22 protein-coding genes, 1 tRNA gene and 1 pseudogene are annotated in these 26,828 nt (G+C 66.6%); 8 read left to right on the top strand and 16 right to left on the bottom strand.

The features are described 5' to 3' along the window. Positions 1-93: 93 nt before the first annotated feature. Entirely contained in the window at positions 94-789 is a 696-nt protein-coding gene (locus BMW90_RS21290; RefSeq protein WP_074838987.1) for a FadR/GntR family transcriptional regulator, read from the top strand. 4 nt (positions 790-793) lie between these two features. On the opposite strand, the gene BMW90_RS21285 is transcribed toward BMW90_RS21290, so the two are convergent. Both BMW90_RS21285 and BMW90_RS21280 read right to left on the bottom strand, forming a co-directional pair. After that, the gene (locus BMW90_RS21285) at positions 794-1,723 is read right to left on the bottom strand and encodes a DMT family transporter (protein WP_244526570.1); all 930 of its coding nucleotides are present in this window, start codon (positions 1,721-1,723) and stop codon (positions 794-796) included. A 168-nt stretch (positions 1,724-1,891) separates the two neighbouring features. Further along, positions 1,892-2,641 (bottom strand): sulfite exporter TauE/SafE family protein, encoded by a 750-nt coding sequence (locus BMW90_RS21280; RefSeq protein WP_074838984.1) that lies wholly within the window; start codon positions 2,639-2,641, stop codon positions 1,892-1,894. Positions 2,642-2,853: 212 nt separating this feature from the next. On the opposite strand from BMW90_RS21280, the gene BMW90_RS21275 reads away from it, so the two are divergent. Next, positions 2,854-5,367: a cation:proton antiporter gene (locus tag BMW90_RS21275; RefSeq protein ID WP_048532511.1), complete on the top strand. Its 2,514-nt coding sequence runs from the start codon at positions 2,854-2,856 to the stop codon at positions 5,365-5,367. A 119-nt stretch (positions 5,368-5,486) separates the two neighbouring features. Here the strand turns inward: BMW90_RS21275 and BMW90_RS21270 are convergent, their stop codons facing one another. The 3 genes from BMW90_RS21270 to BMW90_RS21260 all read right to left on the bottom strand — a co-directional run bounded on the left by BMW90_RS21270 (position 5,487) and on the right by BMW90_RS21260 (position 9,675). Further along, complete coding sequence (locus BMW90_RS21270) at positions 5,487-6,656, bottom strand: mandelate racemase/muconate lactonizing enzyme family protein (RefSeq protein ID WP_074839037.1); 1,170 nt, start codon at positions 6,654-6,656, stop codon at positions 5,487-5,489. Between the two features lie 38 nt (positions 6,657-6,694). Next, complete coding sequence (locus BMW90_RS21265) at positions 6,695-8,128, bottom strand: aldehyde dehydrogenase family protein (RefSeq protein ID WP_074838982.1); 1,434 nt, start codon at positions 8,126-8,128, stop codon at positions 6,695-6,697. Between the two features lie 119 nt (positions 8,129-8,247). Beyond that, the gene (locus BMW90_RS21260; RefSeq protein WP_074838980.1) at positions 8,248-9,675 is read right to left on the bottom strand and encodes a sulfatase-like hydrolase/transferase; all 1,428 of its coding nucleotides are present in this window, start codon (positions 9,673-9,675) and stop codon (positions 8,248-8,250) included. 297 nt (positions 9,676-9,972) lie between these two features. On the opposite strand from BMW90_RS21260, the gene BMW90_RS21250 reads away from it, so the two are divergent. Next, the gene (locus BMW90_RS21250) at positions 9,973-10,722 is read left to right on the top strand and encodes a FadR/GntR family transcriptional regulator (protein WP_048532515.1); all 750 of its coding nucleotides are present in this window, start codon (positions 9,973-9,975) and stop codon (positions 10,720-10,722) included. 80 nt (positions 10,723-10,802) lie between these two features. On the opposite strand, the gene ychF is transcribed toward BMW90_RS21250, so the two are convergent. After that, a complete protein-coding gene (ychF, locus tag BMW90_RS21245; protein ID WP_074838976.1) occupies positions 10,803-11,900 on the bottom strand; it encodes a redox-regulated ATPase YchF in 1,098 nt (365 codons plus the stop codon). 207 nt (positions 11,901-12,107) lie between these two features. On the opposite strand from ychF, the gene trpA reads away from it, so the two are divergent. After that, positions 12,108-12,899, top strand: coding sequence for a tryptophan synthase subunit alpha (gene trpA / locus BMW90_RS21240; protein ID WP_048532517.1), 792 nt, complete (start codon positions 12,108-12,110; stop codon positions 12,897-12,899). Positions 12,900-12,926: 27 nt separating this feature from the next. Here the strand turns inward: trpA and BMW90_RS21235 are convergent, their stop codons facing one another. After that, positions 12,927-14,297: an ATP-binding protein gene (locus tag BMW90_RS21235; protein WP_083416145.1), complete on the bottom strand. Its 1,371-nt coding sequence runs from the start codon at positions 14,295-14,297 to the stop codon at positions 12,927-12,929. 4 nt (positions 14,298-14,301) lie between these two features. Then, positions 14,302-14,847: a heme NO-binding domain-containing protein gene (locus tag BMW90_RS21230; RefSeq protein ID WP_074838974.1), complete on the bottom strand. Its 546-nt coding sequence runs from the start codon at positions 14,845-14,847 to the stop codon at positions 14,302-14,304. Between the two features lie 134 nt (positions 14,848-14,981). Between BMW90_RS21230 and BMW90_RS21225 the strand changes: the two genes are divergently transcribed. Then, the gene (locus tag BMW90_RS21225) at positions 14,982-16,148 is read left to right on the top strand and encodes an alpha-hydroxy acid oxidase (RefSeq protein WP_074838972.1); all 1,167 of its coding nucleotides are present in this window, start codon (positions 14,982-14,984) and stop codon (positions 16,146-16,148) included. Positions 16,149-16,253: 105 nt separating this feature from the next. Here BMW90_RS21225 and BMW90_RS21220 read toward each other — a convergent pair whose 3' ends face one another. Together BMW90_RS21220 and BMW90_RS21215 are read right to left on the bottom strand one after the other, a co-directional pair. Beyond that, positions 16,254-16,853, bottom strand: a complete 600-nt coding sequence (locus BMW90_RS21220; RefSeq protein ID WP_074838969.1) for a GNAT family N-acetyltransferase — start codon at positions 16,851-16,853, stop codon at positions 16,254-16,256. Next, the gene (locus BMW90_RS21215) at positions 16,843-18,000 is read right to left on the bottom strand and encodes an MFS transporter (RefSeq protein WP_074838967.1); all 1,158 of its coding nucleotides are present in this window, start codon (positions 17,998-18,000) and stop codon (positions 16,843-16,845) included. The genes BMW90_RS21220 and BMW90_RS21215 overlap by 11 nt, the downstream gene beginning before the upstream one ends. A 163-nt stretch (positions 18,001-18,163) precedes the next feature. On the opposite strand from BMW90_RS21215, the gene BMW90_RS21210 reads away from it, so the two are divergent. The 3 genes from BMW90_RS21210 to BMW90_RS21200 all read left to right on the top strand — a co-directional run bounded on the left by BMW90_RS21210 (position 18,164) and on the right by BMW90_RS21200 (position 20,007). Further along, positions 18,164-18,808 (top strand): 50S ribosomal protein L25/general stress protein Ctc, encoded by a 645-nt coding sequence (locus tag BMW90_RS21210; protein WP_074838965.1) that lies wholly within the window; start codon positions 18,164-18,166, stop codon positions 18,806-18,808. Between the two features lie 113 nt (positions 18,809-18,921). Then, on the top strand, positions 18,922-19,617 hold the full coding sequence (pth, locus tag BMW90_RS21205; protein ID WP_074838963.1) for an aminoacyl-tRNA hydrolase: 696 nt from the start codon (positions 18,922-18,924) through the stop codon (positions 19,615-19,617). Positions 19,618-19,635: 18 nt separating this feature from the next. Then, positions 19,636-20,007 (top strand): DUF2237 family protein, encoded by a 372-nt coding sequence (locus tag BMW90_RS21200; protein ID WP_048532525.1) that lies wholly within the window; start codon positions 19,636-19,638, stop codon positions 20,005-20,007. Between the two features lie 393 nt (positions 20,008-20,400). Here the strand turns inward: BMW90_RS21200 and BMW90_RS21195 are convergent, their stop codons facing one another. The 6 genes and pseudogenes from BMW90_RS21195 to BMW90_RS21170 form a co-directional block, all read right to left on the bottom strand. Beyond that, complete coding sequence (locus BMW90_RS21195; protein ID WP_048532526.1) at positions 20,401-22,284, bottom strand: acyl-CoA synthetase; 1,884 nt, start codon at positions 22,282-22,284, stop codon at positions 20,401-20,403. Between the two features lie 124 nt (positions 22,285-22,408). Then, a complete protein-coding gene (locus BMW90_RS21190; RefSeq protein ID WP_074838960.1) occupies positions 22,409-24,202 on the bottom strand; it encodes an ABC transporter transmembrane domain-containing protein in 1,794 nt (597 codons plus the stop codon). 115 nt (positions 24,203-24,317) lie between these two features. Beyond that, positions 24,318-24,391 (bottom strand) — tRNA-Gly (locus BMW90_RS21185). A gap of 83 nt (positions 24,392-24,474) precedes the next feature. Then, a complete protein-coding gene (locus BMW90_RS21180; protein ID WP_074838957.1) occupies positions 24,475-25,140 on the bottom strand; it encodes an SOS response-associated peptidase in 666 nt (221 codons plus the stop codon). A 5-nt stretch (positions 25,141-25,145) separates the two neighbouring features. After that, positions 25,146-26,342: a class I SAM-dependent methyltransferase gene (locus tag BMW90_RS21175; protein ID WP_074838955.1), complete on the bottom strand. Its 1,197-nt coding sequence runs from the start codon at positions 26,340-26,342 to the stop codon at positions 25,146-25,148. Positions 26,343-26,463: 121 nt separating this feature from the next. After that, a pseudogene (locus BMW90_RS21170) lies at positions 26,464-26,756 on the bottom strand (DnaJ family domain-containing protein). Between the last annotated feature and the right edge of the window lie 72 nt (positions 26,757-26,828).

Below are 26,828 nucleotides of genomic sequence, written 5' to 3'. Positions count from 1 at the left end.
AGCGTATACAGGGCCGGGGCGAAACTCCGGCGCGCCGGACAAGCGGGCGGTACTGCGGCTGGGACGCCGCAATTGAAGGGAGGGACGCATCCCATGCGGATGACGAAACAGGACGCCCTCGGGCGGTTGCAGCGGCTGATCGACCGCGCAGCGCCGGCTTCGGGCGACAGGTTGCCGACCGAGCGCCGCATGGCCGAGACCCTGGGATGCAGCCGGGCGACGCTGCGTGCCGCGCTGGCCGAGCTCGAATCCCGGGGCCAGATCTGGCGGCGGGTCGGCCAGGGCACCTTTCGCGGCCGGGCGCCGATCGGCCAGCCGCTCCGGGATGCGATCCTGATCGAAGCAACCACGTCGCTCGACCTGATGGATGCGCGGGTGTTGCTCGAACCGCAGGTCGCGGCGGCCGCCGCCGAACGGCGCGAGCCGGCCGACATCGCGCATCTGCGCGACCGGGTCGCCGCCGGGCGCCGGGCGGGCGATCACGCGGCCTGCGAACGCGCAGACGACGCCTTTCACCAGGCGATTGCCGAAGTGACGCGCAATCCGGTGCTGATCGCCCTCCTGCGGCATTTTTCCGGCACGCGCTGCCGGTCGGTGTGGCAGCGGGAATGGGACCGCACCTACCGGCGGGTCGGCGTCGATGCCTTTCGTCACGTTCATTCCGATCAGCACCAGGCGATTGTCGATGCCATTGCCGCCGGTGATGCCGAGGCGGCCCGACGCGAGATGGCCGGCCACCTGGCGCTGGTGCGACAGGCCATCAGGGCCGCCTCTTCCGGCCCGGACTGAGCGATCAGCGGGCGCGGATGCGGCGGCTGCGGCGGCGGCCCGGCGCGATGCCGGGGCGGTTGGCCGGCAACCGCTCGCGCCAGAAGACATAGAGCCCCGAGCCCAGGATGATGGCAATCCCGACCCAGGTCCAGAGGTCGGGGAAATCGCCAAAGACCAGATAGCCCGCAGCCGTGGCGCCGACGATCTCGAGATACTGGAACGGCGCCAAGGTGCCGGCCTCGGCCCTGCGGAAGGCCTCGGCGATCAGAACGAAGCTGGTGGCGGCAAAGGCCCCGGCGCCGAGGATCGCCATCCAGCCGGCGGGCGGCAGGGCCGCGAAACTGGCCGTGATCGCCCCTGCCGACCCGAAGACAAGCGTCAGCCCGCCCATGCCGAGGCAGGCATAGAAGGTGGCGCCGCATTGCACCGTCAGGGCCGAGCGCAGCTTCGAGGCACGGCGCAGCACGATCATGTTCAGCGCATAGGCGACGGCGGCCAGAAGCGGCAGCAGGGCCGCCGCGCCAAATCCGCCTCCGGGGCGGATCACGATCACCGCGCCAATCAGCCCGATGCCCACCGCCGCCATCCGGCGTGCGCCGACCTTTTCGCCGAGAAGCGGCCCGACCAGCGCGGTCAGGATCAGCGGCTCGACAAAGAAGATGGCAATCGCCGTGGCAATCGGCATCACCGAGAAGGCCCAGATCAGACTGCCCAGCGTCACCATCACCAGGCCACCGGACAGGGCGACAACCGGCGAAAACATCGGCCCGCGCAGGCGATGGCGCAGCAGCAGCGCCGCCGGCACGAGAAACAGCGCCTGGGCCAGCAACCGCGCCAGCGTCACTTCGGCCGGGTGCAAATCGGCGGTCAGCACCTTGGCAAAGGTGTCGCCAATGGGCAGCAGCAGCATGGCCAGGGCCATGAAGATCATCCCGAGTGTCGAGTCGGACATGGATCACCTCACGAATGACAGGCCCGCAAGCGGGCCGGATGTCCGGGCGTTCAGGACGGAGAATACGGGCTTTGGACGCGCGACTGCGGCGGCGACGCCATCGCGCGCCTCGCGGCTTTCTGTCTGTCTAGGGGCCGCGGCGCGACGGATCAACCCGCGCGGCCGCTGTCAGAGCGCAAAGAACACGACGGTCAGCACCGCGCCGATGGCGACGATCAGCAGCCGCAACAGATCCATGCGCCGGATGCGACGCGCCTGGCGCGCGCCGATATAGCCGCCCAGCGTCGTCGCCAGCGCCAGCACCACGGCCGATTCCCAGGCGATCAGCCCGGCGGTGGCATAGGTCGTCACCGACACCAACGACAGCACGGCCGACAGCAGGTTTTTCAGCCCGTTCATGTTGTGCAGGTTCTCGAAGCCGATCAGGCTGAAGGCGGCGAGCAGCATGATCCCCAGCCCGCCGTTGAAATAGCCGCCATAGCCCGCCACCAGAAGCAACGCCACGGCCGACACCAGCGGGCCGATCACCGCGTGGCCCCGCGCCCGCACCGCCGCCACCAGCCGCGGCCCCAGTGCAAAGAGCAGCGTCGCGGTGAGCAGCAGCCAGGGCACAATGCCGACAAAGGCGTCGCCAGGCGTGATCAGCAACAGCCCCGCCCCAGCCAGGCCGCCCAGAGCCGAGACCAGCACGATGGCCCGCAACGGCAGGCTGCCCTCGGCGCGGATGTCGTGCCGGTAGGCCCAGGCGCTGCCGATATAGCCGGGCAGCGCCGTCAGGGTGGCGGTGGCATTGGCCATGATCGGCGGCACCCCCAGCCAGACCAGCGCCGGAAAGCTGAGCAGCGTTCCACCGCCGGCGATGGCGTTGATCATCCCGGCCAGAAGGCCCGCGATGACAAGTACGGCATAAGACAGCATTCCAGGCTCCTCGCGTCGACGTTTCCGCCCTATGCCGCAGATGGGATTGGTCTGCAAATTGGTTCGTTCGCGACCACGGGGCCCCGCCCGCATTTTCCGGTTCTGCCATCCGACGAACCACGCATGCCGGTTTTCTCGCTGAAGACGCCGGTGCCGGGCAGAAATGCCAAAATCTCGCGTGCGCCCCGGAATGCTTCTGATATTCCATAGACATGGATATCGTATTGATCACCACCATTATCGCATCGCTGTTCCTGGTCATCGGCGCGGCCGAGCCCTTGGCGGCGCGATTGCGCCTGCCCTACAGCGTGATCCTCGCGGTGCTCGGGGTAATGATCGGCCTTGGTGCCACGTTTTTCCTGCGCACCCAGCTCACCGATGCGCTCAATCCGGTGGCCGAGGCGATCCTCGGGCTGCCCATCCGCTCGAATGTCTTTCTTTATGTCTTTCTGCCGACGCTGCTGTTTCAGGCGACGCTGGGGATGAACCTGCGCCGGATGCTGGACGACTGGGTTCCGATCCTGGTGCTGGCGGTGGTGGCGGTGGTGGTGGCCACCTTCAGCGTCGGATACGCGCTGGCTTGGGCCAGTTCCCTGCCGCTGGCGGCCTGCCTGCTGATCGGCGCCATCGTCTCGACGACCGACCCCTCGGCGGTGGTCTCGATCTTCCGCTCGATCTCGGCGCCGCGCCGGCTGGCGCGGATCATCGAGGGCGAGAGCCTGCTGAACGACGCCGCCGCCATCGCGCTCTTCGGGCTGTTCATGGGCTTTGTGATGCTGGGCCTGCCCGATCCCGAACTTGGCGAGGCGCTGGCCCGGTTTCCGATGCTGATCGCCGGCGGTGCCTTTACTGGCTGGTTCGCGGCGCGGGTCGCGGTCTGGGTCATGGCGCTGTTCAGCCGGCACGAGCTGGCGCAGATCTCGATCTCGGTCGCCCTGCCCTACCTTGCCTATATCGGTGCCGAACAGATCGTCGGCGCCTCCGGGGTGATCGCCGTGGTTGCCGCCGGGCTGACAATGAACCTGACCGCCCCTGGTCGCCTGCCGCCGCAGGCCTGGGCCAACCTGCGCGAGCTCTGGGACGTGCTCGCCCATTGGGCCGGGGCGCTGATCTTCATCCTTGCCGCGCTGCTGATCCCGCGGCTTCTGGAAGAGGTCAGGTTCGCCGATTTCCTGCTGGTCGGGGTGGTGATCCTCGCCGCCATCGCCGCGCGTGTGGTGATCCTGTTCGGGCTGCTGCCGCTGCTGTCGCGGCTCAAGCTGTCGCCGCCGGTCGACCGGCCCTACCGGGTCGCGATCCTCTGGGGCGGGCTGCGCGGCGCGGTGACCCTGGCGCTGGCGCTGGCGGTCACCGAAAGCTTCCGAGTGCCCGACGGCATCCAGCGGGTGGTGGGCATCCTCGCCACCGGTTTCACGCTCTTTACCCTGATCGTGCAGGGCACGACCCTGCGCTGGATCATCGGCCGGCTCGGCCTCGACCAGTTGTCGCCGATCGATCAGGCGCTGTCGCGGCAGGTGGTCGCCGTGGCGCTTCAGACCGTGCGCGAGGACGTGGCGCGCACCACCGAGAACTACGACTTGAGCCGCGACATCGTGCGCTCGGAAGCCAAACGCTTTGGCGAACGGCTCGACGCGGCGGTCAAGACCGCCGAGGACAGCGCCGACATCCTCGACCGCGACCGGATTGCCCTGGGCCTGATCGTTCTTGCCGGCCACGAGCGCGACACCATCCTGCACCGGATGCGCGAACGGACGATCTCGGCCAGGATGGCGGAAAAGGTGCTTTCCGATGCCGACCGGCTGATCGAGGGCGCGCGATCACAGGGCCGCAGCGGTTACCAGCGCGCTGCGCGGCGCAGCGTTGCCTATGGCCTGGCGTTCCGCACCGCGGTCGCGCTGAATGCTCGGATCGGCCTGGCGGCGCCGCTGGCCAGGATGACCGCCGACCGCTTCGAGCTGCTGCTGTCGCAACGGCTGATCCTGCGCGATCTCGGCGGCTTTATCGATGGCCGCATTCGCAGGATTCACGGCCGCCGCGTGGCCGAGTTGCTGAACGAGCTGCTGTCCCGGCGGATCGAATCGGTGGAAACCGCGCTTGAGGGGTTGCGCCTGCAATATCCCGGCTATGCCGAAAAGCTCGAGCGCCGTTTCATCCGCCGCACCGCGCTGCGGCTCGAGGAACGCGAATATATGATGATGCGCGAGGACGGGCTGATCGGCGCCGAGGTCCATACCGCGCTGATGCAGGAACTCGCCGCGCGCCGGGCCGCCGCCGAAACCCGCCCCCGGCTCGATATCGCGCTGCAAAGGACGACGCTGGTCCGGCAGTTCCCGCTGTTCGCCGAGTTCGAGGAAAGCGCGGTAAAGCGGCTCGGGCGGGTGCTCGAGACCCGCTATGTCAATGCCGGCGAAGTCGTCATCCACAAGGACAGCGCCGCCAAACGGGTGTTCTTCATCGCCTCGGGCGCGGTGGAGTTGAAGTCCGCCGGCCAGTCCTGGCGGCTGGGGCGCGGCGAGATGTTCGGCCAGATGGCGATCCTGACGCAGAGATCAATCCGCGCCGAGGCCCATGCCATCGCCCCCACCACGCTGCTGGTGCTGGACGAGGACCGCTTTCGCCGGCTGATCGTGCGCAGCAAGGCGCTGCGCAAGGCGGTGCGCGCCAGCGCCGAAAAACGCGGCATCGAACCGGCGGGACTGTTGCCGGACGCGGACAAAGGCTCCTAAGTCGTTTCGGGGAATACCTGAGCCATTAAGCATCACCAAAAGCCCGAGAGCGCCGAAGGCGTGGCAGGGTTTTGGTGATTCAAGGTTTTCCCGAAACGCTCTAGCCGTCGGGCCGGCGGCTACCCTTCAATCTCGTAGGCCTCGATGAAGCCGCGGTCGGGCTCCACCCCCAGCCCCGGCCCGGTGGGCACCGCAATCAGCCCGTCGTTGCGTTTGACCTGTCCCTGAATATCCAGCGGTTCCGCCAGCAGGTGATCGCGAAAGCGGTTCTCGGTGGTGTCGAACTCGAGCCAGGGCTCGCGCGGGAACAGCCCGCCGGGCATCGGCGGCATGGCCGCCAGCAGGTGCAGGTTGGTCGCCACGGCGATGGCCGAGCCCCAGACGTGGTTGAACACCGGCGTGAAATGCGCATGGCACAGCGCCAGCACCCGCAGGTATTCGGTGATGCCGCCCAGCGCGCAGACTTCGGGCTGCGCAATGTCCAGCCCGCGGCTCTCCAACAGCGCCCGCCAGCCCCAGCGGTTGAACTCGGCCTCGCCGCCCGAGATGTTGACCTTGAGCCCGGCGCGCAGCTCGCGGTAGCCATCGAGATCCTCGGGGGCGATCGGCTCTTCGAACCAAAAGGCGCCCAGCTCGTCCAACGCCCGGCCGACGTAGAAGGCGTCAGAGGTTGTATAGGCGTGGTTGGCGTCGGCCATGAAATCGAAATCTTCACCCACCCCGCGCCGCACCGCCTCGGCCAGTTTCACATCGTCCTTGGCGCCAAGGCCGATCTTCATCTTGGTGGCGGCAAAACCCATGTCGCGGATCGCCGCCGCCTCATCGACAAAGCGCGCGACGTGATCGGCGGTGCTCTCGCGTTTCAGCATCATGCCGTAGCCATAAGACCGCACATGGCTGCGATGCGCGCCGCCGATCAGCTTGTGGATCGGCTGGCCCGTCACCTTGCCGGCAATGTCCCAGAGCGCGATATCGACGCCCGAGAGCGATTGCAGCGGCATCCCCTTCTGTCCGTGATCGCGCAGCAGGTTGTAGACCCGGTGCCAGATCACGTCGCGGTCCATCGGATCCATGCCCAGCACCAGCGGCTGGATCACCTTTTCCACGATCGCCTTGTTGGCCAGCGCGACATTGCCCGGGCCAAAGCATTCACCCCAGCCGGTGATCCCCTGATCTGTCTCGACCTCGACGATATGGGCGGTGCGTTTCGAATAGTATTGCTGCGAATAGCCCAGCTCTTCGGGCATGTCGCATTGAAGAACGTGGCTGGTGATCCTGGTGATCTTCAGAGAGCTGGCGATTGCTTCGAGTTTCATGAAATCCTCCATCAGATCAGCCCCCGGCTGATACGCTTGACGACGAGATAGTCGTTCAGGGCAAGCCGCGAGCAATCGTGCCCGATGCCGGATTGCCCGATCCCGCCATGCGGTAGGTAGATGTCGTATTTGACGCCGTTAATCTGCACCTCGCCATAGCGCAGGCGCTTGGCGACCGCCTCGGCCAGCGCCAGATCGGCGGTGAAGATGTAGGAGGCCAACCCGCCCTCCTCGCCGTCATTGGCACGGTCGAGCACCGCCTCGCGGTCGTCGAAGGGGATCAGGCTGACCACCGGGCCAAAGATCTCGTCCTGGTAAATCCGCATCTCGGGGGTGACCTGATCGAGCACCGTGGGCGCCAGAAAATGCCCCGTCTCCAGCCCCTCGGGCCGGTCGCCGCCGGCGAGCAGCGTCGCGCCCTTTTCGACCGCCTCGTCGATCAGCCCCTTGACCCGGGCCCAAGCCCGGCGGTCGATCATCGGGCCAGTGAGGATATCGGCCTCTCGGTCAAAACCCACCTTGGCGGCCCTGGCCCGTGCCACCACCTTGTCGCGGAAGGCTTCATGGACCTCGCGTTCCACGAAGACCCGGTTCGGGGTCACGCAGATCTGGCCCGCGTTGTTGAATTTCACCGTGGTGACAATCTCTGCCGCCAGGTCGAGGTCGGCGTCGCGATAGATCAGCACCGGTGCATTGCCACCCAGCTCCATCGAGAATTTCTTGATCGAGGTCGCGCCCACCTTCATCAGATGCCGGCCGGTGTTGGTCGAGCCGATCAGGGTGATCAGGTTGGGAATGGTCGAGGCGGCCAGCGCATCCGAAGGCCCGTAGCCATCGGTTGTCAGGATATTGACCACCCCCGCCGGCAGGCCGATTTCCTGGCACAATTCCCCCACAGCATAGGCCGAGACCGGGGTCGCGGCCGAGGGGCGGATGATCACCGGACAGCCGGCGGCCATGGCCGGGGCGATCTTGTAGGCGAGGTTCAGGAGCGGGAAGTTCCACGCCAGATAGGCCACCGCCACGCCGACAGGCTCATAGACGATGCGATGGTCGTGAGTGCCGTCGAGATCGCGCAACGTCTCGTCGTGAACGCGCTGGATTTCCTCGGCATAGAATTTCAGCGACCGCTCCAGCAGGTCGAAATCCTCCTGCGTGCCGCCCCAGGGCTTGCCCATCTCCTGATGGATGCACTCGCGCAGCATCTCTTGATTGGCGATCACCGCGCCGCGCAGTTTCAGCATCCAGCGCTGGCGCTCGGCCACCGGCGTCGCGGCCCAGCCGGGCGCGGCGGCCCGGGCGGCCTTCAGGGCCCTGTCCACGTCGTCCAGCCCGGCAGCGGCGACCGTGGCCACGCAATCCTCGGTGGCCGGGTTCACCACGTCGAGGCGGGCCTGCCCCTCCACCAGTTCACCGCCGATATACATCTTCTTGTGCCGGACCATGGGCGTCTCCGCAGGCTGTAAGTACATTCATAATATGTTTAACACTCGCCGAAACAGGAGTCGACCCCGATCCCATGCCCCCGGAAGATGATCCATGCAGGTCCTGATTTCGGTGATTGTCATTGCTTCAACGCCGGATTGAGATGTTGCTGATGGTCGTGTTGTTCCTGCGCCGGGCGACCGTCGATATAGCTGCCCACCGGCAGGTGATAGCCGCCAAAGGCCAGCGCATCGCCCTCGGCCTGCATCCAGTCGAACAGCCGGGTTTTCAGCCGCGCCTTTTCCGCCTTCAGCGCCGGATCCTCCGCCCGGTTGATGCGCTCCTGCGGGTCGGTCTCGAGATCGTAGAGCTCTTCGAGGTCATGCGGGCTCCAGGCGTATTTGTAGCGCGCTTCGCGGATGCCACGGAATTTGAACTGCCGGCCCTGATAGGCGTCGTAGCCATAAGTCGCGTGGTCATGCGCGGTGGCGTCAAAGCTGCGCCCGGCCTCCTCCGGCGTCAGCAGACCGGCCGCATCACTTTCGGCCAGCAGCGTCGGAAAGAGGTCACGGAAGCCCACGAACCCGGCGTTGACGGCACCGGCCCCCTGCCCCGCCTCGCGGATCAGCATCGGGATGCGCATCACCTCCTCGTAAAAAAACGGCCCCTTGTCGAACCAGCCATGCGCGCCCAGCATCTCGCCGTGATCGGCGGTGAAGGCGAGGCTGGTGGTCTCGTCCAGCCCCAGCGCCGTCATCTCGCGCCGGAACCGGCCAAAGAGATCGTCGATGAAGGAGCAGAAGCCAAAGTAATGCTGCGCGGTGCGGCGCCAGTCCTGCTGGTCGAGGCCACGGGTGTCCTGACAGGGCCAGTAATGCGCGCCTTGGGCCTGCGGCTTGCCCGCTTCGGTGAATTGCGGAACGAAATTCTCGGGCATGTAGTCGTCGGGCAGATCGTCATACATCCCCACCCATTCCGCCGGCACGTGATGCGGGAAATGCGGCCCGGGGAGCGACACGATCAGGCAGAAGGGCTTGCCGCTGGCCGAGAGGCTCTCGAGCTTTTCAATCCCCGCCATCACCCGCTTTTCGTCCATGTGGGTGCCTTTGGTGATCGTGCCGTAGAACGGCGTCTTGCGCGGCGTGGCGAACTCCAGATCATTGGCCGGGATCAGCGGCTCGCTGCCGCCGTCCGACAGTTGGGCGTCGATGCCGCGATCCGACAACGTGCCGGCGCCAAGATGCCATTTGCCGATGAAGGACACGTCGTATCCCGCCTCCTGCAACCGCTCCATATAGGTCTTGTGGCTGGGGTGGAGCTTGCCCTGCGGATAGAAGGAGGAGCCCTGCACATTGTCCATGGTGCCGGTCTGATGCGGCCATTTTCCGGTAAAGAGACTGCCGCGCGCCGGCGTGCAGAGCGGCACCGAGGTGAAGGCGTTGACGTGGTTCGTGGCCTCGTCACGAAACGCCTGAAGATGCGGCAGCTTGCAGGGATGGCCGGGCTGGTTCAGCGTGTCCCAGCGCCATTGATCGGTGATGAAGAGGATGATGTTTTTCGCGGTCATGCGGATACTTTCAAAGTGGTTTCAGGGGGTCGCGCGCGGGCGTTCGATCCACCAGATCGCCAGGCCCGAGGCCGCCACGCCCTGTTTGAAATTCGTCATCCTGTCCTCCCTCCGGTTAACGTTGTCTCTGGTACTGCCGCGGGGCCATAAAGTCAAACATATTATGTTTGTGCAAGTTTCGGTCGGGCAGGATTGAGATGCAAGTTTTCGGGCTCGCCGCGCCAAACGCGGCGCAAACTCGCGCGTTGCACTCCGCGGCAAACGTATTATGATTAATCAAAAAGGAGTATCCGCATCGTGCCCGCCTCTGACACAGACGTCCTGAACCCCGCGTCGGCCACCCTGTCCCGTTCGCTCTCGGGCCAGATCTCGCGCAAGCTGGGCGAGCGCATTCTCGACGGCCAGCTCTTGCCCGGCCAGCTCCTGCCGGACGAGAACGCGCTTTGCGATGAATTCGGAGTCAGCCGGACGGCGGTGCGCGAAGCGGTCAAGATGCTGGTCGCAAAGGGGCTTCTGGAGGTGCGCCAAAGGATCGGCACCCGGGTGCAGGACGTCAGCCACTGGCAGATGCTCGATCGCGACGTGCTGATGTGGCACCAGTCGCTGACCATCGAGGACGAGCGGCTGATCAGCCTGATGGAACTGCGGCAATCGATCGAACCCGACGCCGCCTATTACGCCGCCAGCCGGCGCAGCGCGGCGCAGCTCGCGGCGATCCGCGACGCGGTGGACCAGATGCAAGCCCATACCGGCGAGAACAGCGAATATGTCCTGGCCGACGCGCGATTTCACATCGCGGTGCTGCGCGCCACCAACAACCGCTATCTCGAAGCGCTGGAAAACGCGATCTTTGCCGGGCTCATGCTGTCGATCCGGCTGACCAATCCCGAGGAGCGGCTGAACCGCCAATCGGTGCCGCTGCACCGCGCCATTGCCGAAGCCATCGAGGCGCAGGATGCGGAGGCGGCGTATGACAGGATGAAGGACCACCTGGCCGATGCCGCAAAGCGGCTCTCGGCGGTGGTGAAGCTCGACCCGCCGGCCTGAGCACGCCGCGCCGGCCGGGCCGTCTTTCGGCGGAAACAGCGCGGACCGGGTGTCCGTGCTCGCCCGTCAGATGACGGGGGTCAGGTGTTGAACAGGAAATGCATGACGTCGCCGTCCTGCACCACATAGGTCTTGCCCTCGGCGCGCATCTTGCCCGCCTCCTTGGCCCCCTGCTCGCCATTGCCGGCGATGTAATCGTCATAGGCGATGGTCTCGGCGCGGATGAAACCCTTTTCGAAATCACCGTGAATGACCCCGGCGGCCTGCGGCGCACGGGTGCCTTCGCGGATCGTCCAGGCACGGGCCTCCTTGGGACCGACGGTGAAATAGGTTTCGAGGTGCAGCAGGTCATAGCCGGCGCGGATCAGGCGGTCGAGGCCGGCCTCTTCGAGACCCATCTCCGCCAGGAACATCTCGGCCTCTTCGGCGTCGAGCTGGCTGATTTCCTCTTCGATCTGGGCCGAGATGATGACATGGCCGGCGCCCTGCGCGGCGGCCATCTCGGCCACCTTGGCGGAATGTTCGTTGCCTTCGGCGGCGCTGCCCTCGTCGACATTGCAGACATAGAGGATCTTCTTGGCGGTCAGAAGCTGAAGATTCTTCCAGGCCTTGCGGTCTTCATCATCGACCTCGACCAGCCGGGCCGGCTTGCCATCCTCGAGCATCGCCTGGGCGGCGGCCAGCAGCCGCTCCTGCTGGGCGGCCTCCTTGTCACCGCCCTTGAGCTTGCGCACCAGACCGGCGCGGCGCTTCTCGACGCTTTCGAGATCGGCGAGCATCAGCTCGGTCTCGATCACCTCGGCATCGGCCACCGGATCGACGCGGCCCTCGACATGGGTGACGTCGCCATCCTCGAAGCAGCGCAGCACATGGGCGATGGCATCAACCTCGCGGATGTTGGCGAGGAACTGGTTGCCAAGCCCCTCGCCCTTGGAGGCGCCTTTGACCAGGCCGGCGATATCGACAAAGGTCATCCGCGCCGGGATGATCTGCTTGGACTGGGCGATCCCGGCCAGCGTGTCGAGCCGCGCGTCGGGCACCGCCACATCCCCCACATTGGGTTCGATGGTGCAGAAGGGAAAATTCGCGGCCTGTGCGGCCGCGGTGCGCGTCAGCGCGTTGAATAGCGTCGATTTGCCCACGTTGGGCAGCCCGACAATCCCCATCCTGAAGCCCATGGGAGCCGCTCCTTTGTCTCATGTCGGGGCGCTTCTATTGGCGCTGCGGGTCAAAGGCAAGCGGTGGCCGGCGCCGGTGGGTTGCAAACCCACCCTACACGCGCCCGTAGGGTGGGTTTGCAACCCACCGCCCGGCCGGACCCGATCCCCATTGCCAAGACGGCGTAAATTCGGCACATGGCTAGGACGGAAACGAAGGACAGCCCCATGACCCGCATCGACGCCAAATTCGCCGCTCTGAAAGACCAGAACCGCAAGGCTTTCGTCGCCTATGTCATGGCCGGCGATCCCGATTTCGACACCTCTCTGGCCCTGGTGCGCGGCATGCCGGGCGCCGGCGTCGACGTGATCGAGCTCGGCCTGCCCTTCACCGACCCGATGGCCGACGGCCCGACGATCCAGCTGGCGGGGCAGCGCGCGCTCGAAGGCGGCATGACGCTCGACCGCACGCTCGAGCTGGCCCGCCGCTTCCGCGAAGACGACGACACGACGCCGATCGTGATGATGGGCTATTACAACCCGATCTATTCGCGCGGCGTCGATACCTTTCTGGAGCAGGCCCGCGCCGCCGGCATCGACGGGCTGATCGTCGTCGACCTGCCCCCCGAAGAGGACGAGGAGCTTTGCCTGCCGGCACAGGCCGCCGGGCTCAACTTCATCCGCCTCGCCACGCCGACCACCGATGACAAGCGGCTGCCCAAGGTGCTGACCAACACCTCGGGCTTTGTCTATTACGTCTCGATCACCGGCATCACCGGCGCGGCCGAGGCCCAGGCGGCCGATGTCGGCCCCGAGGTGGCGCGGATCAAGGCGGCCTCGGATCTGCCGGTGATCGTCGGCTTCGGCGTGAACTCGCCGGACAAGGCGCAATCGGTGGCCTCGGTGGCCGATGGCTGCGTCGTCGGCTCGGCCATCGTCAAGCGGATTGGCGACGGCGAAAGCGTCGACGACGTGCTGGCCTATGTGGCGACCCTGGCCGCAGGTGCGCACCGGGCCTGATGGCCGCCTTGCTCCCGGGCGAGCCCCTCACCCCGCCGCACCCCCGGCGCGCAGCAGATCGGCCATGCGCTGCACCAGCACCTCGCGTTTGACCGGCTTGGCGACATGGCCATCGATCCCGCGCCGCAGATATTCCTCGACCTGATGAGTCATGGCATTGGCGGTCAGGGCGATGACCGGGCATCGGGCACGCCCGGTTTCGGCCTCATGCGCGCGGATCAGCGCCACCGCCTCGAGCCCGCCCATCACCGGCATGTTCACATCCATCAGCATCAGGTCGAACCCGCCGCCCCGCCCCTCTGCAACCGCCTCGGCGCCGTTCCCGACCATGGTCAGCTCGAGCGGATAGGGCTTGAGCAGATGGTGCAGCACCAGCCGGTTGGTCTTGTTGTCCTCGGCCGCGAGAACCCGCCAGGGTCGGGCGCGCAATACGGCCTCGGCCTCGCGCGGGCCGAGCAGGCCGGTGGTCTCGGGGGCATCTGCGGCGGCTAGCCGGAACGAAGCGACAAAGACGGCACCGCCCTCCGGCGGGCTGTCGAACACCAGGTCGCCCGCCATCAGCGCGCAGATCCGCCGGGCGATCCACAGGCCCAGCCCGGTGCCGCCATGGCGGCGGGTGATCGAGGCATCGGTTTGCGAGAACGGCTGGAACAACCGGTCGCGCTTGTCGGCCGGCACCCCGGGACCGGTGTCGCTGACCCGCACCTCGAGCCGCGCGCACGCTTCCGCCGATGACAGCACCCGTGCCTCCAGCCGCACGCTGCCGCGCAGGGTGAATTTGACGGCATTGGACACCAGGTTCGAGATCACCTGCCGCATCCGCGTCGGATCGGACACCACCCGCCGGTCGCTGCCGAACTCCAAGCTGCGCTCGAAGCTCAGCCCCTTTTCCTCGGCCTTGAGCGCATGGAGCCGGCAGACCCCTTCCAGCAGCTCGTGCAGGTTGAAGGCGATCTCCTCGATCTCCATCTGCTCGGCCTCGATCTTGGTGAGGTCGAGAATGTCGTTGACGATCGACAGCAGCGCCTGCCCCGAGGCGGTCATCACGTCGAGCATGTCCTTCTGCGCCAGTTCCAGCCCGGTATCGTTCAGCGCCTCGGCCATGCCGAGCACACCGTTGAGCGGCGTGCGGATCTCATGGCTGATCATTGCCAGAAAGGCGGTCTTGGCGGCATTGGCGCGCTCGGCCGCGGCGGTGGCGCGGGTCAGCTCGGCGGTGCGCGCGCGCACCTGATCCTCCAGCGTGGCCGCCTGCTCGCGCAGCGCCGAATTGGCGACAAAGAGTTCGCGGCTTTTCTGGTCGAGCAGGGATTCCGCCTCTTCGCGGGCCCTGCGCTCGCGCAGGTAGCGCCGGCGCGAGACCGGCGCGGTGTCCGATCTGGGCGGATCGCCGTCCACCCGCCTACCCGGTCAGTTGCACGTGAAAACGCGCCGCGCGGGCGTGATCATCGCCGATCTCGGTCACCGTGATCTCGGCCGGCTGCCTGAAATGCGCTACGCAGGCTTCGATCATGCCATGGCAGAAGGGCACCAGCGGCCGGTCCGAGCGATAGGTCATGGTCAGCGCGCGCATGCCGTGCCACTCGGTCTCGAACGTCGGAAGCTCGGCATCGGGGTAGAGCTTGCGCACTTCGACATGCACCTCGTTCTCGATCGCGTCGAGCATGGCCAGGGCATTGGGTTTGTCGGCGAAAAACGCCGGATACCCTTCGACGAACCGTCCATGAACCCATTGGCCGAAGCGGCGTTGCAACTCCGGCACCGGAATCGCCGTATGGTCGCTGATCGCGCCGACAATGCGCATCAATTCGCCACAGGAATAATTGCCCACCGCGCTGTAGGCGCCGTCATTGTCCAGTGCCAGCCCGTCGAGGATATCGTCGACCGCCGCTTCGCCGAGCGCATGCTCCGCCATGCTCAGCAATTCGGTGAAAACCATGCCTTTCATCTGCCGTCTCCTTGGCTGCTGGATCCGGTCTAGCCCAGAGAAGTAAAAAGGCGCTTAAACTCCGTCGCAGGCCACTTGCGAGAAAATCGGCAAACTGGTAAGGAAAATTTACCAATCCAGCAAATGAGCCGCTCATGCCCGTGATCACCTCCATCGACGACCTCAAACGACTCTACAAATCGCGGGCGCCGCGGATGTTCTACGACTACTGCGAATCCGGCAGCTGGACCGAGCAGACCTTTCGCGAAAACAGCTCGGACTTCGACCAGATCCGCCTGCGTCAGCGGGTGGCGGTGAGCATCGACAACCGCGCCACCGCCAGCCGGATGATCGGCGAGGATGTGGCGATGCCGGTGGCGCTGGCGCCGGTGGGCATGACCGGCATGCAACATGCCGACGGCGAGATCCTGGCTGCGAAAGCCGCCGAAAAATTCGGCGTGCCCTTCACCCTCTCGACCATGTCGATCTGTTCGATCGAGGATGTGGCCGAGGCCACAAGCAAGCCTTTCTGGTTCCAGCTCTACACCATGAAGGACGAGGATTATGTGCGCCGCCTGGTCGAACGCGCCCGGGCCGCAAGGTGCTCGGCGCTGGTGATCACCCTCGATCTGCAAATCCTCGGCCAGCGCCACAAGGATCTGAAGAACGGCCTGTCGGCCCCGCCCAAGTTGACCCCGGCCGTGATCGCCGATCTGGCGACCCGCTGGCGCTGGGGGCTGGGCATGTTGCAGACCCGGCGGCGCGAGTTCCGCAATATCGTCGGCCATGTCAAGGACATCTCCGACCCCGCTTCGCTCATGGCCTGGACCAACGAGAATTTCGACCTCACGCTGGACTGGGGCAAGATCGCAAAGCTCAAGGAGCTGTGGGGCGGCAAGGTGATCCTGAAAGGCATTCTCGATGCCGAGGACGCCCGGATGGCGCTCAAGGTCGGCGCCGATGCCATCGTGGTGTCGAACCATGGCGGACGGCAGCTCGACGGGGCGCTGTCCTCGATCCGGGTGCTGCCGGAAATCCTGGATGCGGTGGGCGACGAGATCGAAGTGCATCTCGACAGCGGCATCCGCTCGGGCCAGGACGTGCTCAAGGCCGTCGCCATGGGCGCCAAGGGCACCTATATCGGCCGCGCCTTCATCTATGGTCTCGGGGCCATGGGCGAGGCCGGCGTGACCCGGGCGCTGGAGGTGATCCACAAGGAGCTCGACGTCTCGATGGCGCTCTGCGGCAAACGCGACATCAAGCAGGTGAACCGCGATATCCTGCGGGTGCCGGAGGATTTCGGCGGCCGCTGGCAGCGCTGAGCGCCACCGGGGTTGATGGCCGCCCGAGGCGGAAAAAGGGGGCGCTGCCCCCGCCGCCTGCGGCGCCTCGCCCGCGGGTATTTGTGAACAGAAGAAGACCGGGGATCAGGGGCGGAAAATCGGCACATGCGACCCGGCCTCAGGCGGCAGATCGCCGGTGAGACGGGGGTCGTCGCTGACTTCGACACTCTGGCGGACCGGGGTGAAGCCCGCGCGGCGATAGAACCCCAGCGCCTGCGGGCTGTCGAGCTGGCAGGTGTGGACGTGGAACCGGGTGATGGGCCGGGAAAAGGCCCGCTCGATGGCGAAATTCATCAGGGCGCGGCCGACGCCCTGACCGATCAGCGCCGGGGTGAGGCCGAAATAGGCCAGTTCGCAGCTCTCCCCGTCGCGGCTGTCGAGTTCGAGCAGGCCTTCGGCACGGCCCTGGCATTCGACCGCATAGACCTCGACACCGGGGTCGGTGATCGCAGCGCCGAGCGCGGCCTCGGACAGACGCAGCCGCGAAAACCACAACCAGTCCGCGCCGCCGACGCGCAGAAACAGAGCGCGATACCAGGCCGGATCGGGATCGGTGACGTGGCGGATGGTGCAGCCTTCGGGCATGGCACCGCCGCGCGCGGGCGGCGGCCGGCGCATTTCCAGATAGGTGGTGACCTCGACCACCTTGCCGGGGGGAATGTCGTGGGAACCGTCAGCCAACATGGCCTCTCCTGTGATGGGTTGCGAGCAGCGGCGCGAGGACGAAGGTGATGACCAGCAGCGCCGCGCCCATCGCCGCGAAGGACCAGCCGAGGCCGATGGCCTCGGAGACGAAGCCCATGACCGGCGGCCCGATGAAAAAGCCGGTATAGCCGATCATGGAAATCTGCGCGATGACACCTGTGCGGGCGCGGTTGCCGACATTGCGGCCGACATAGGAAAACGCCATCGGCGCCACCACCGAGACACCCAGCCCCAGCACGGCAAATCCGGCATAGGCCATGGCGAGGCTCTCGGCAAAGGCGGCCGCAAAGGCACCCGTCGCCGACAGCGCCGCGGCCAGCGCCAGAACGGTAACCTCGCTGAACCGGGTCACCAGCGCCTGGCCGCCCAGCCGCCCCAGCGCCATGGTTCCGCCGAGGATCGCCGGGCCCATCGCGCCTTCGGCCGCGCCGCCACCGAGAGACCGTTCGAGGTGCAGGGCCGACCAGCCCTCGGTGGCGTTTTCCGCCATGAAGCCGATCAGGATCACCAGTCCGCCGAGCCAGATCAGCCCGCCCGCCGCCGGTGCCCCTGCGCCGGCCGCCTCGTCGAGCGGCGCGGCGCGGTCGCTGAGCGCCACGCGTACCAGCGCGAGGATGGCCAGCGCGATCAGCGCAAAGACCGCCACCGGCGGCCAGCCGGCTTCGCGCAGCAGCCCGGCGGTCAGGGCCGAGACCGCATAGGCCATGGAAAACACCGCATGGGCAAAGTTCATCAGCGGCCGGCCGCGCCGCGCCTCGACCCCCGAGATCCGCGCATTCATCACCACGTCGAGCGCGCCGGTGGTGCCGGCCGCGACCAGAAGCAGCGGCGCAAAACCCAGCGGCCCGGTCGCCAGCCCCGGCAGCAGAAACAGCACCGCGGCCGCCAGCGCCAGCGCCGGCAGGGTGCGCTGCTCCAGCCGCGCGTCGAGACGCGGCGCCAGCCACATCGCGACGATAGTTCCCAGCGCCGCCACCAGCAGGCAGAGGCCGAAGACGCCGTCATTGACGTCGATCCGTGCCTTGATGCCGGGCACCTGCGCGGCAAAGGCGCCCCAGAGCAGACCCAGCGTCAGAAAGCAGGCCAGGGGCGCGCGCGCGGCGCGGATATCGTCACGTGAAATCATCGCCAAGCCGTGCCATGACACGGCCGCGCTGGCAATCGGCAAAAACGCAGGCCCGGCTCTGCCGGAAATGGGGTTTCCAAACTTCGCAATCCGGTCTATACGCGCGCCTTCACGCGGGGATACAGCCTTGGAGGATTCCCGCCTTGTTTTAGGAGAAAATGACATGGCTGGTGAGATCCCAGATCTTATTGCCCAGGAACGCACGGGGACAGGCAAGGGCGCCGCTCGTCAGGCACGCCGCGACGGCATGGTTCCGGGTATCGTTTTTGGTGGCGACGTTGATCCGCTTCCGATTCAGGTTCCGTTCAACGAGCTGTTCAAGCGCCTGAAGGCAGGCCGCTTCAAGTCGACCCTGTTCAACCTCAAGGTTGACGGTCATGACGACGTTCGGGTGATCTGCCGCGACGTGCAGCGCGATGTGGTCAAGGACCTGCCGACGCACCTCGACCTGATGCGCCTGCGCCGTACCACCAAGATCAACCTCTTCATCCACGTCGATTTCGTGAACGAAGACGCGGCCCCCGGCATCAAGAAGGGCGGCGTTCTGACCGTCGTTCGCCCCGAGGTCGAGTTGGTGGTGACCGCCGGTGACATCCCCGATCACATCACCGTCGACCTGACCGGGATGGAAATCGGCGACATCGTGCACATCTCTGACGTGACCCTGCCGGAGGGCGCCAAGCCGACCGTCGAACGGGATTTCGTGATCTGCAACATCTCTGCCCCCTCCGGCCTCAAGGCCGCCGACGAAGAGGAAGAGGATGTGGATGCCGACGAGGTTCCGGCGACCGAGCAGACCGAAGACTGATCTTCGCTGCCCTAGAATTGATGGAAAGCCCCGGGCGCAGGTCCGGGGCTTTTTGCATTGAAGCCCGGGCCGGAAAGCGGGCACAAGGAAACAGAGCCAGAGGAGCGGAGCAGATGCAGATTTTCGTGGGTTTGGGCAATCCCGGCGGGCAGTATGCGGGCAACCGGCACAACATCGGCTTCATGGCGGTCGACCGGATCGCCGAGGCGCACGGCTTCGGCCCGTGGAAATCCCGCTTTCAGGGGCGTGTGGCCGAAGGCCGGCTGGGCGGCGACAAGCTGCTGCTGCTCAAGCCCGACACCTTCATGAACCGCTCCGGCCAGGCGGTGGGCGAGGCGATGCGGTTCTACAAGCTCGCGGCGGAGGACGTCACCGTGTTTCACGACGAGCTTGACCTGGCGCCGGGCAAATGCCGGGTCAAGACCGGCGGCGGCCATGCCGGCCACAACGGGCTGCGTTCGATCCACGGCCACATCGGCGAGGCCTATCACCGGGTGCGGCTGGGGATCGGCCATCCCGGCCGCAAGGAGCTGGTCTCGGGCTATGTGCTGCACGATTTCGCCAAGGCGGATGGCGACTGGCTCGAGCCGTTGCTGACCGGCATCAGCCAGGGCGCCGACGATCTGGCGCGCGGAGATCGGTCGAAGTTTCTCAACGCCGTGGCGCTTCAGGTCGCGCCGCCGCGCAGCTCCACTTCATCCGCGTCCGGGGCGAAGACGCCCCCCCCGGCCAAGGCCGCAGGGCCGGCTGCCGCGCCGGAGGAAGACAGCCGGTCGCCGTTGCAGAAGCTGGCCGACAAGTTTCGCTGAGGCGGGAAAGGACACATCATGGACAAAGACCCTGCGATCAACGTGCTGGGAGAGACCCTTGCGCCCTGCTCCACCCGGCCGCTCACCGGCTATTTTCGCGATGGCCATTGCAACACCTGCGCCCAGGACCGCGGCAACCATACGGTCTGCGCGGTGATGACGGCCGAGTTCCTGGCCTTTTCGAAATACGTCGGCAACGATCTCTCGACGCCGCGCCCGGATTTCGGCTTTGCCGGGCTGGCCCCGGGCGATCACTGGTGCCTCTGCGCCGGCCGCTTCCTTCAAGCGCATGACGAGGGCTGCGCGCCCAAGGTCAACCTGGCGGCAACCCACCGCAAGGCGCTGGAGATCGTCTCGCTCGAGGTGCTGCGGGAGAACGCGCTCGGCTGACGCCCCGCCCTCCGCGCCGGGGCCGCGCGGGCGGCGCTATTCGGGCCAAAACTTCCGGCAGCGCCACAGGCCCGCCAAGAGGCCCCGGGTCAAGCCCGGGGCGCGGGGACGCGTGAGGCACGCCGCAAGCCACCCCCGTCCCGGCCGCCGCGCCGGGACCTCCCGGCTCGCCCACCACGCCCTAGAATGAACGGCAGCGCGACCGGCCTACCAAGAGGCCCCGGGTCAAGCCCGGGGCGCGGGGACGCGTAAGGCACGCCGCAAGCCACCCCCGTCCCGGCCGCCGTGCCGGGACCTCCCGGCTCGCCCACCACGCCCCAGAATGAACGGCAGCGCGACCGGCCTGCCAAGAGGCCCCGGGTCAAGCCCGGGGCGCGGGCCGGTCCTGGCAGCTTACTCGGCCCATTCCCAGGGCCGGGTATAGGCGCCGAGAACATGGCTCACGTCCTCTTCCCTTGCCGTGCCGGATTTGGAAATCCGCGCCACCAGGCCGCGTTTCTTGTCATCGATCACCTCGGCGACATGGGCATCCACCCCGCGCTCGGCCAGCGCCGCGTCATAGACCCGGGTGATCGCCATCTTGCGCAGGTCGGGTTTGAACACCTTGCCCACCGCCGTCTTCGGCAACTCGTCGAGGATCGTCAGATGCTTGGGGATCGCCGCGCGTTCGTGCACATTGGCGCGGCAATGTTCCATCAGCGCTTCCTCGGTGACATTGCCCCCCGCCACCAGCTCGACAAAGGCGCAGGGCAGCTCGCCGGAATGCGCGTCGGGTTGGCCGATGGCGCCGGCCATGGCCACCGCCGGATGCGACAGCAGCGCATCCTCGATCTCGGCCGGATCGATATTGTGACCGCCCCGGATGATCAGATCCTTGGCGCGGCCGGTGATCCAGAGATAGCCATCCGCATCGACCCGCCCGAGATCGCCGGTGCGCAGGTAGATGTCCTCGTGGAACAGCTCGTGGTTCTTGTCTTCCTCGGTATAGGTCGAGCCGGCATAGACGCCGGGGTTGGCCACGCAGATCTCGCCGATCTCGTCGACCGCGCATTCCTCGGGGCCGTTGCCCGCGTGTTTGACGATCTTGACGTGGCAATAGGGCAGCGGGATGCCGACCGAGCCGACCTTCTTTTCGCCCTCGGTGGGATTGACCGACACCAGGCAGGTTGCCTCGGTCAGCCCGTAGCCTTCGATGATCTGCACGTCCGAGGCGCTCTCGAACCGCTTGAACAGCTCCAGCGGCATCGGCGCCGAGCCGGAAAAGGCGGTCTTGACCGAAGAGATATCGGCATCCACCGGCCGTTGCATCAGCGCCGAAACGGCGGTTGGCACGGTGATGATGAAGGTGATCTGCCAGCGTTCGATCAGCTTCCAGAAATTGTCGAAGACCCCTTCGCCGCGATAGCCCTGCGGTGTCGGAAAGACCACCTGCGCCCCGGAACTGAGCGCCGCCATCAGGATCACATGCACCGCAAAGACATGGAACATCGGCAGCGGGCACATGATGCTGTCGGTCTCGTCGAACAGCAGCCGGTCGCCCAGCCAGCCATTGTAGATCATGCCGGAATAGAGGTGCTGCGCCACCTTGGGCATGCCGGTGGTGCCGCCGGTGTGGAAATAGGCGCCGACGCGGTCCTTCTGCACGTCCTCGAAATCCAGCGACGTGTTGTGGCGTGCCAGTTCGGTGACAAAGTTCCGCACCGTGGCGCGGTGCTGGACCGGGTTCTTCGGCCGCACCAGCGGCACGATCCAGCTCTTGGGCGGCGTCAGATAGCGGTTGAGGTCGATCTCGAGCACATCGGTCACCTCGGGCGCATGGCGCACCGCCTCGGCCACCTTCTGCGCCACCTCGGTCTTGGGAAAGCTTTTCAGCGTGACCACGACCTTGGCCTTGGTCTCCCGCAGGATGGCGGCGATCTGCTCGGGTTCGAGCAGCGGGTTGATCGGGTTGACGATGCCGGCGACCATGCCGCCGAACAGCGCATAAGAGGTTTCGAGGCAGTTGGGCAGCACGAAGGCCACCACATCGGTCTCTTTCACCCCGAGGCTGCGGAACAGGTTGGCGGCCTGGCAAACCTTGCCGTGCAGCTCGGACCAGGAGACCGTCTGCGCCGGATCACCGGGCCCCGACATCAGCTGATAGCTGATGGCCGGCCGCTCCGGAAAGCGTGTCTTTACCTTGTCGAGCAAGCCATAGATCGTGACCGGCACGTCGCGGTCGCTCCACGGCATTTCGTTTTCGATCGCGTCGCGGTCGGCAACCGATGCAAATCCCATAAATCTCTCTCCCCTGACCCGTCTTCTGCGGGTTTTTGACATGGCCGACAGGATGCGGGCGAAGCGCGGTTCACGCAAGAGTGACGCACGGTAGCATCAGGCTGAACGCTGCGTCCTTTTGGTGTTATTCTGCCGCGATCCCGTCGGTGAACTGCATCCGCGCCAGCCGGGCATACAACCCGTCCTGCGCCACAAGCTGATCATGCGGTCCGATGGCGACAATGCGGCCCTGGTCCATCACCACGATCCGGTCGGCCTTTTTCACCGTCGCCAGCCGGTGCGCCACGATCAGCGTCGTGCGGTCGCGGCTGAGCGCATCGACCGCCTGCTGCACCGCCCGCTCGCTTTCGGCATCCAGCGCCGAGGTCGCCTCGTCCAGCAGCAGCACCGGCGCGTCGCGCAGGATGGCGCGAGCAATGGCGATGCGTTGTTTCTGCCCGCCCGAGAGCATCACGCCACGTTCGCCCAACCCGCTGTCATAACCCTCGGGCAGTTTCGAGATAAAGTCATGCGCGGCGGCAGCGCGGGCGGCGGCCTCGATCTCGGCGTCGCTGGCCTCGGGGCGGCCAAAGCGGATGTTCTCGCGCGCGGAGGCGGCAAAGATCACTGGATCCTGCGGCACCAGGGCGATGGCACGGCGAAAGGCGTCGCGACGCATGGCCGCAATATCCACCCCGTCCAGGGTGATCCGCCCCGAAGCCGGGTCATAGAAGCGCAGCAGCATCTGGATGATCGTCGTCTTGCCGGCGCCGGAAGGGCCGACCAGCGCAACCGTCTCGCCGGGTGCTATGTCGAGCGTGACGTGATCCAGCGCCGAGACATCGGGGCGCTGCGGATAGGTAAAGCTGACCGCGTCGAAGGAGATCGCTCCGCTGACCCTTTCCGGCAGCGGCAGCGGGTCTGCGGGATCGCTCACCGCGTCCTCGGCGTGCAGCAGCTCGACAAGCCGTTCGGTCGCCCCGGCGGCGCGTTGCAACTCGCCGAAGATCTCCGACAGCGCCGCCACCGATCCCGCAACCATCACCGCGTAGATCACGAATTGCACCAGGCTGCCGGCGCTCATCTCGCCGGCGCGCACGTCGCGGGCGCCGATCCAGAGCACGCCGACCACGCCGGTAAAGACCAGAAAGATCACGATGGCCGTCATCAGCGACCGGGTGGTGATCCGGCGTTTGGCCGCGTCGAGCGATTTGTCGGTCACCTCGGAAAAGGCCCGCCGGGTCAGCACCTCATGGGTAAAGGCCTGCACCGTCTGCACCGCGCTCAGGCTCTCCGAGGCGCTGCCCGAAGAGGCGGCGATCCAATCCTGGTTTTCGCGGCTCAGCACCCGCAACCGGCGGCCGAGCGTCAGGATCGGCACCACCACGGCGGGCACGATCAGCAGCACCAACCCGGTCAGCTTGGGTGAAGTCAGTAACATCAGCCCCATGCCGCCAAAGAAGATCAGCACGTTGCGCAGGGCAATCGAGATCGACGAGCCGATCACCGACAGGATCAGCGTGGTATCGGTGGTGATCCGGCTGACCACCTCGCCAGTCATGATCTTTTCGTAGAACGCCGGCGACAGGCCCATTACCCGGTCAAAGACCGCCTTGCGGATGTCGGTCACCACCTGTTCGCCCAGCCGGGTGACCAGCGCATAGCGCAGCGCCGTGCCGATGGCGAGCGCGGCGGCAATGCCCAGCGCCGCACCGAAATAGAGATCGAGAAGCGCGCCATCCTCGGCGCGGAAATTGTCGACCACCCGGCGCACGGCGAGCGGCAGCGTCAGCGAGATGCAGGCGGTGGCCACCAGCGCCAGGATCGAGGCCAGAAGCAGCCCGCGATAGGGCCTGAGAAACGGCCAGAGCGCGCCCAATGCGCCGATGCGTTTCGACTTGTCCCGCTCTTCCTGCGGCTGGCCCAATCCACGCGGCATGTGGCGCTCCTAGCTGTTCCGGCAAGGGTGTATTGAATAGCACGACAAGGGGCAAGAGAGCCCGGGCGATCTGTCGCGCCTGGCAGGACGGGTCCGGAGCGTGTCGGGAATTCTTTGGAGCGGGCGACGGGAATCGAACCCGTATCTCTTGCTTGGAAGGCAAGGGTCTTACCATTACACAACGCCCGCTCGGCAGGAGTGGTGATTAAATCACCCCGGCAGACAGGTCAACCGGAACCGGCAAGAATATCTCGCGCCCGGCCACGGGCCGCTCAATCGTCAAACGGCTCGATCAGCTCCGGCCCGCCGGCGCGGTTGGAATTGACCTTCGGATCAACGCGATAGAACTCCAGCACCGCGTCATCGGCAGGCTGCATCAGCGGCGCCGCACCCTTGCCCGCCTCGCCCAGCCAGAGCGGCCAGTCGGCCGGCTCGAGCACCACCGGCATCCGGTGATGGATCGCCTGCATCTTGGTATTGGCGGCGGTTGTCACGATGGCGCAGGTCCGCAAGGCCTCGCCGTCGCGCGCCCAGTCCTGCCAGATGCCGGCAAAGGCCAGCGTGTCGCCATCCGCCCGCCGGATGTACCAGGGCAGCCGGTTGCCGTCGCCGTCCTTGGTCCATTCATAGAAACCGGTGACCGGGATCAGGCAACGCCGCGCACGACAGGCGGCACGAAAGGCCGGCTTGTCGGCGATGGTCTCGGCGCGGGCGTTGATCAGCAGCGGGCCGTCGGTCGGGCTCTTGTACCACTGCGGCAGGAAGCCCCAGCGCATCGGCGCCAGCCGCCGCTGGCCTTCTTCGGCCCGCACCGTGGCGATCCGGGTCGTCGGGCAGACGTTGTAATCGGGCACCTCGGGCAGGTCGTTCGCCGGCAGAGCATCGAACAGCTGCGCCATGGCATCGGTCGGAAGGGTCACGGCGAAACGGCCACACATCGCGGCTACCTCAGGAAATTGGAATAGAGCAGCAGGCCCCAGCGCGTCAGCCCCTCGGTTGCCCGCGCCCAGAGCGCCGCGAACCGCGCGTCGTCCAGCCCCGCACTGCCGGCGATCTCGCCCAGGGCCCGCTTGCCGTTGATCTGCGCCAGAAGCTGCGCCGCCTCGCGCGGCAGCTTCAGCTCGGTCCGCGCCCCGCCGGACGTCACCGGCACCGGTCGCCCCGCGGCCACCGCCTTGGCCAGGGCCCCGGGCGCCACCCCGATCAGATGCGGCACCAGCGCCGGGTCACGGCCGTCCGCCACCCGGCCCGCGGCCGTGCCCGCGGCCACCGCATAGGCGATATGCACCCGCATGGTGCCCGCCAGCTTCTCGGCCAGCGCCATCCGCGCCACCGGGTCCATCGCCTTGGGCACCGGCGCGAACCGCCCTGGATCATAGGCCGCCGGCGGCGTGAAGGACGACAGCGCCCAGCCGGTCCGCTCCAGCGTCGCCACCAGTTCGGCGACGTCATAGGCCCGATCCTGCCCATGCAGCAGCAGATCGTAGAACCCGGCGTCCGACGCCCGGTGATCACCCAGATGCGGGTTTCGTTTGAACGGATGGCCCTCGGGCAGCCGGTCAAAGGCCGCCCGGGCTGCCTTCAGCCGCTTTCTCGGCGGCAGATCGGCAAAGAGCGCCGCAAAGGCCTCTTGCAGGGGGTACACCCCGGTTCGGCCGTAAGGCGCATAGACCATGAAGCCCATGCCGCCCCCAGGTGCCAGCGCCGCGCGCAGGGCGCGAAAGCCGGCATCGGGATCGGGCAGATGGTGCAACACCCCGCAGCAATCGATGTAGTCGAAGGCGCCAAACTCTGCCGCATCGAGCAGGCTGCCGGTGTGAAAGGTGATCGAGGTCAGCCCCCGCACCCTGGCCCGCGCCTCGGCCACCCGGCGCGAGGCTGTCGAGAGATCGAGGTAGACGATCTCATGCGGGCGCCCCAGCAGCTTCAGATAATGGCCGATCTGGATCAGCCCGTCGCCGGTGCCGCCGCCCGCCACCAGCACCCGCAGCGGCTGACGCCAGTCGCGCTTGCCGGCAAAGACATAGTGATCCAGTTCCACCGGATGCGATGGCGATCCGGTGATCAGCCTTGTGCGCTCTTCCGCCGGGTCCCGTTCGGGATAGGGAAAGGCCTCGTATTGCTCTTTGACGGTGACCATGTCTGCTCCTGCTTGCCCGCACGTCCCGGTTTGCCCCGCCACAGGGATTCTCTCAAGCCCGCTTCGACGGGCGCCCGGGCCGGCGACCGGGGTTGGCAGTGTCTTTGAAAGGGACGCCCGCCTAGCGATACGCCTTGCGGGCCAACTCGATGCGGGCTTCCATCATCGACATCTCCTTGAGGATGTCCTGCCGCCGGTGTCGCGCAGTTCCGCGCGCAGCCGCGACAGCTCGCGCGAGAGGTTGACGAATTCCGGCGCGCCGCCGCTTTCCTTCACCAATCGATTGAGCAGTGCGTTTTCGGGATCGTCGCAGGGCGGCAGGGACTTGCCCGCGCCCGGCAGGTTTTCAAAGGCGCCCTGCGCCTCGGCCTCGCGGATGCGGGCGGAAATCAGATCGATCAGCGGATGGTCCATCACCGAAGTTTCGCCTATCCGGCAGGCCCCCGCAAGAGGGCATGGCAAGGGGTGGCGCCGGTGACGGCGCCA

It is taken from the genome of Marinovum algicola (assembly GCF_900109145.1).
Taxonomy (GTDB): domain Bacteria; phylum Pseudomonadota; class Alphaproteobacteria; order Rhodobacterales; family Rhodobacteraceae; genus Marinovum; species Marinovum algicola.
The sequence above is the reverse complement of the archived record's forward strand: the minus strand, read 5'-3'. Positions and strand labels throughout refer to the sequence as shown.

Bases quoted from the DNA above. Each gene is read 5' to 3' on its own strand.
- BMW90_RS21290 (WP_074838987.1), top strand. From the start codon at position 94: ATGCGGATGACGAAACAGGACGCCCTCGGGCGGTTGCAGCGGCTGATC.
- BMW90_RS21285 (WP_244526570.1), bottom strand. From the start codon at position 1,723: ATGTCCGACTCGACACTCGGGATGATCTTCATGGCCCTGGCCATGCTG.
- BMW90_RS21280 (WP_074838984.1), bottom strand. From the start codon at position 2,641: ATGCTGTCTTATGCCGTACTTGTCATCGCGGGCCTTCTGGCCGGGATG.
- BMW90_RS21275 (WP_048532511.1), top strand. From the start codon at position 2,854: ATGGATATCGTATTGATCACCACCATTATCGCATCGCTGTTCCTGGTC.
- BMW90_RS21265 (WP_074838982.1), bottom strand. From the start codon at position 8,128: ATGGTCCGGCACAAGAAGATGTATATCGGCGGTGAACTGGTGGAGGGG.
- BMW90_RS21260 (WP_074838980.1), bottom strand. From the start codon at position 9,675: ATGACCGCGAAAAACATCATCCTCTTCATCACCGATCAATGGCGCTGG.
- ychF (WP_074838976.1), bottom strand. From the start codon at position 11,900: ATGGGCTTCAGGATGGGGATTGTCGGGCTGCCCAACGTGGGCAAATCG.
- trpA (WP_048532517.1), top strand. From the start codon at position 12,108: ATGACCCGCATCGACGCCAAATTCGCCGCTCTGAAAGACCAGAACCGC.
- BMW90_RS21230 (WP_074838974.1), bottom strand. From the start codon at position 14,847: ATGAAAGGCATGGTTTTCACCGAATTGCTGAGCATGGCGGAGCATGCG.
- BMW90_RS21225 (WP_074838972.1), top strand. From the start codon at position 14,982: ATGCCCGTGATCACCTCCATCGACGACCTCAAACGACTCTACAAATCG.
- BMW90_RS21220 (WP_074838969.1), bottom strand. From the start codon at position 16,853: ATGTTGGCTGACGGTTCCCACGACATTCCCCCCGGCAAGGTGGTCGAG.
- BMW90_RS21215 (WP_074838967.1), bottom strand. From the start codon at position 18,000: ATGATTTCACGTGACGATATCCGCGCCGCGCGCGCGCCCCTGGCCTGC.
- BMW90_RS21210 (WP_074838965.1), top strand. From the start codon at position 18,164: ATGGCTGGTGAGATCCCAGATCTTATTGCCCAGGAACGCACGGGGACA.
- pth (WP_074838963.1), top strand. From the start codon at position 18,922: ATGCAGATTTTCGTGGGTTTGGGCAATCCCGGCGGGCAGTATGCGGGC.
- BMW90_RS21200 (WP_048532525.1), top strand. From the start codon at position 19,636: ATGGACAAAGACCCTGCGATCAACGTGCTGGGAGAGACCCTTGCGCCC.
- BMW90_RS21195 (WP_048532526.1), bottom strand. From the start codon at position 22,284: ATGGGATTTGCATCGGTTGCCGACCGCGACGCGATCGAAAACGAAATG.
- BMW90_RS21190 (WP_074838960.1), bottom strand. From the start codon at position 24,202: ATGCCGCGTGGATTGGGCCAGCCGCAGGAAGAGCGGGACAAGTCGAAA.
- BMW90_RS21180 (WP_074838957.1), bottom strand. From the start codon at position 25,140: ATGTGTGGCCGTTTCGCCGTGACCCTTCCGACCGATGCCATGGCGCAG.
- BMW90_RS21175 (WP_074838955.1), bottom strand. From the start codon at position 26,342: ATGGTCACCGTCAAAGAGCAATACGAGGCCTTTCCCTATCCCGAACGG.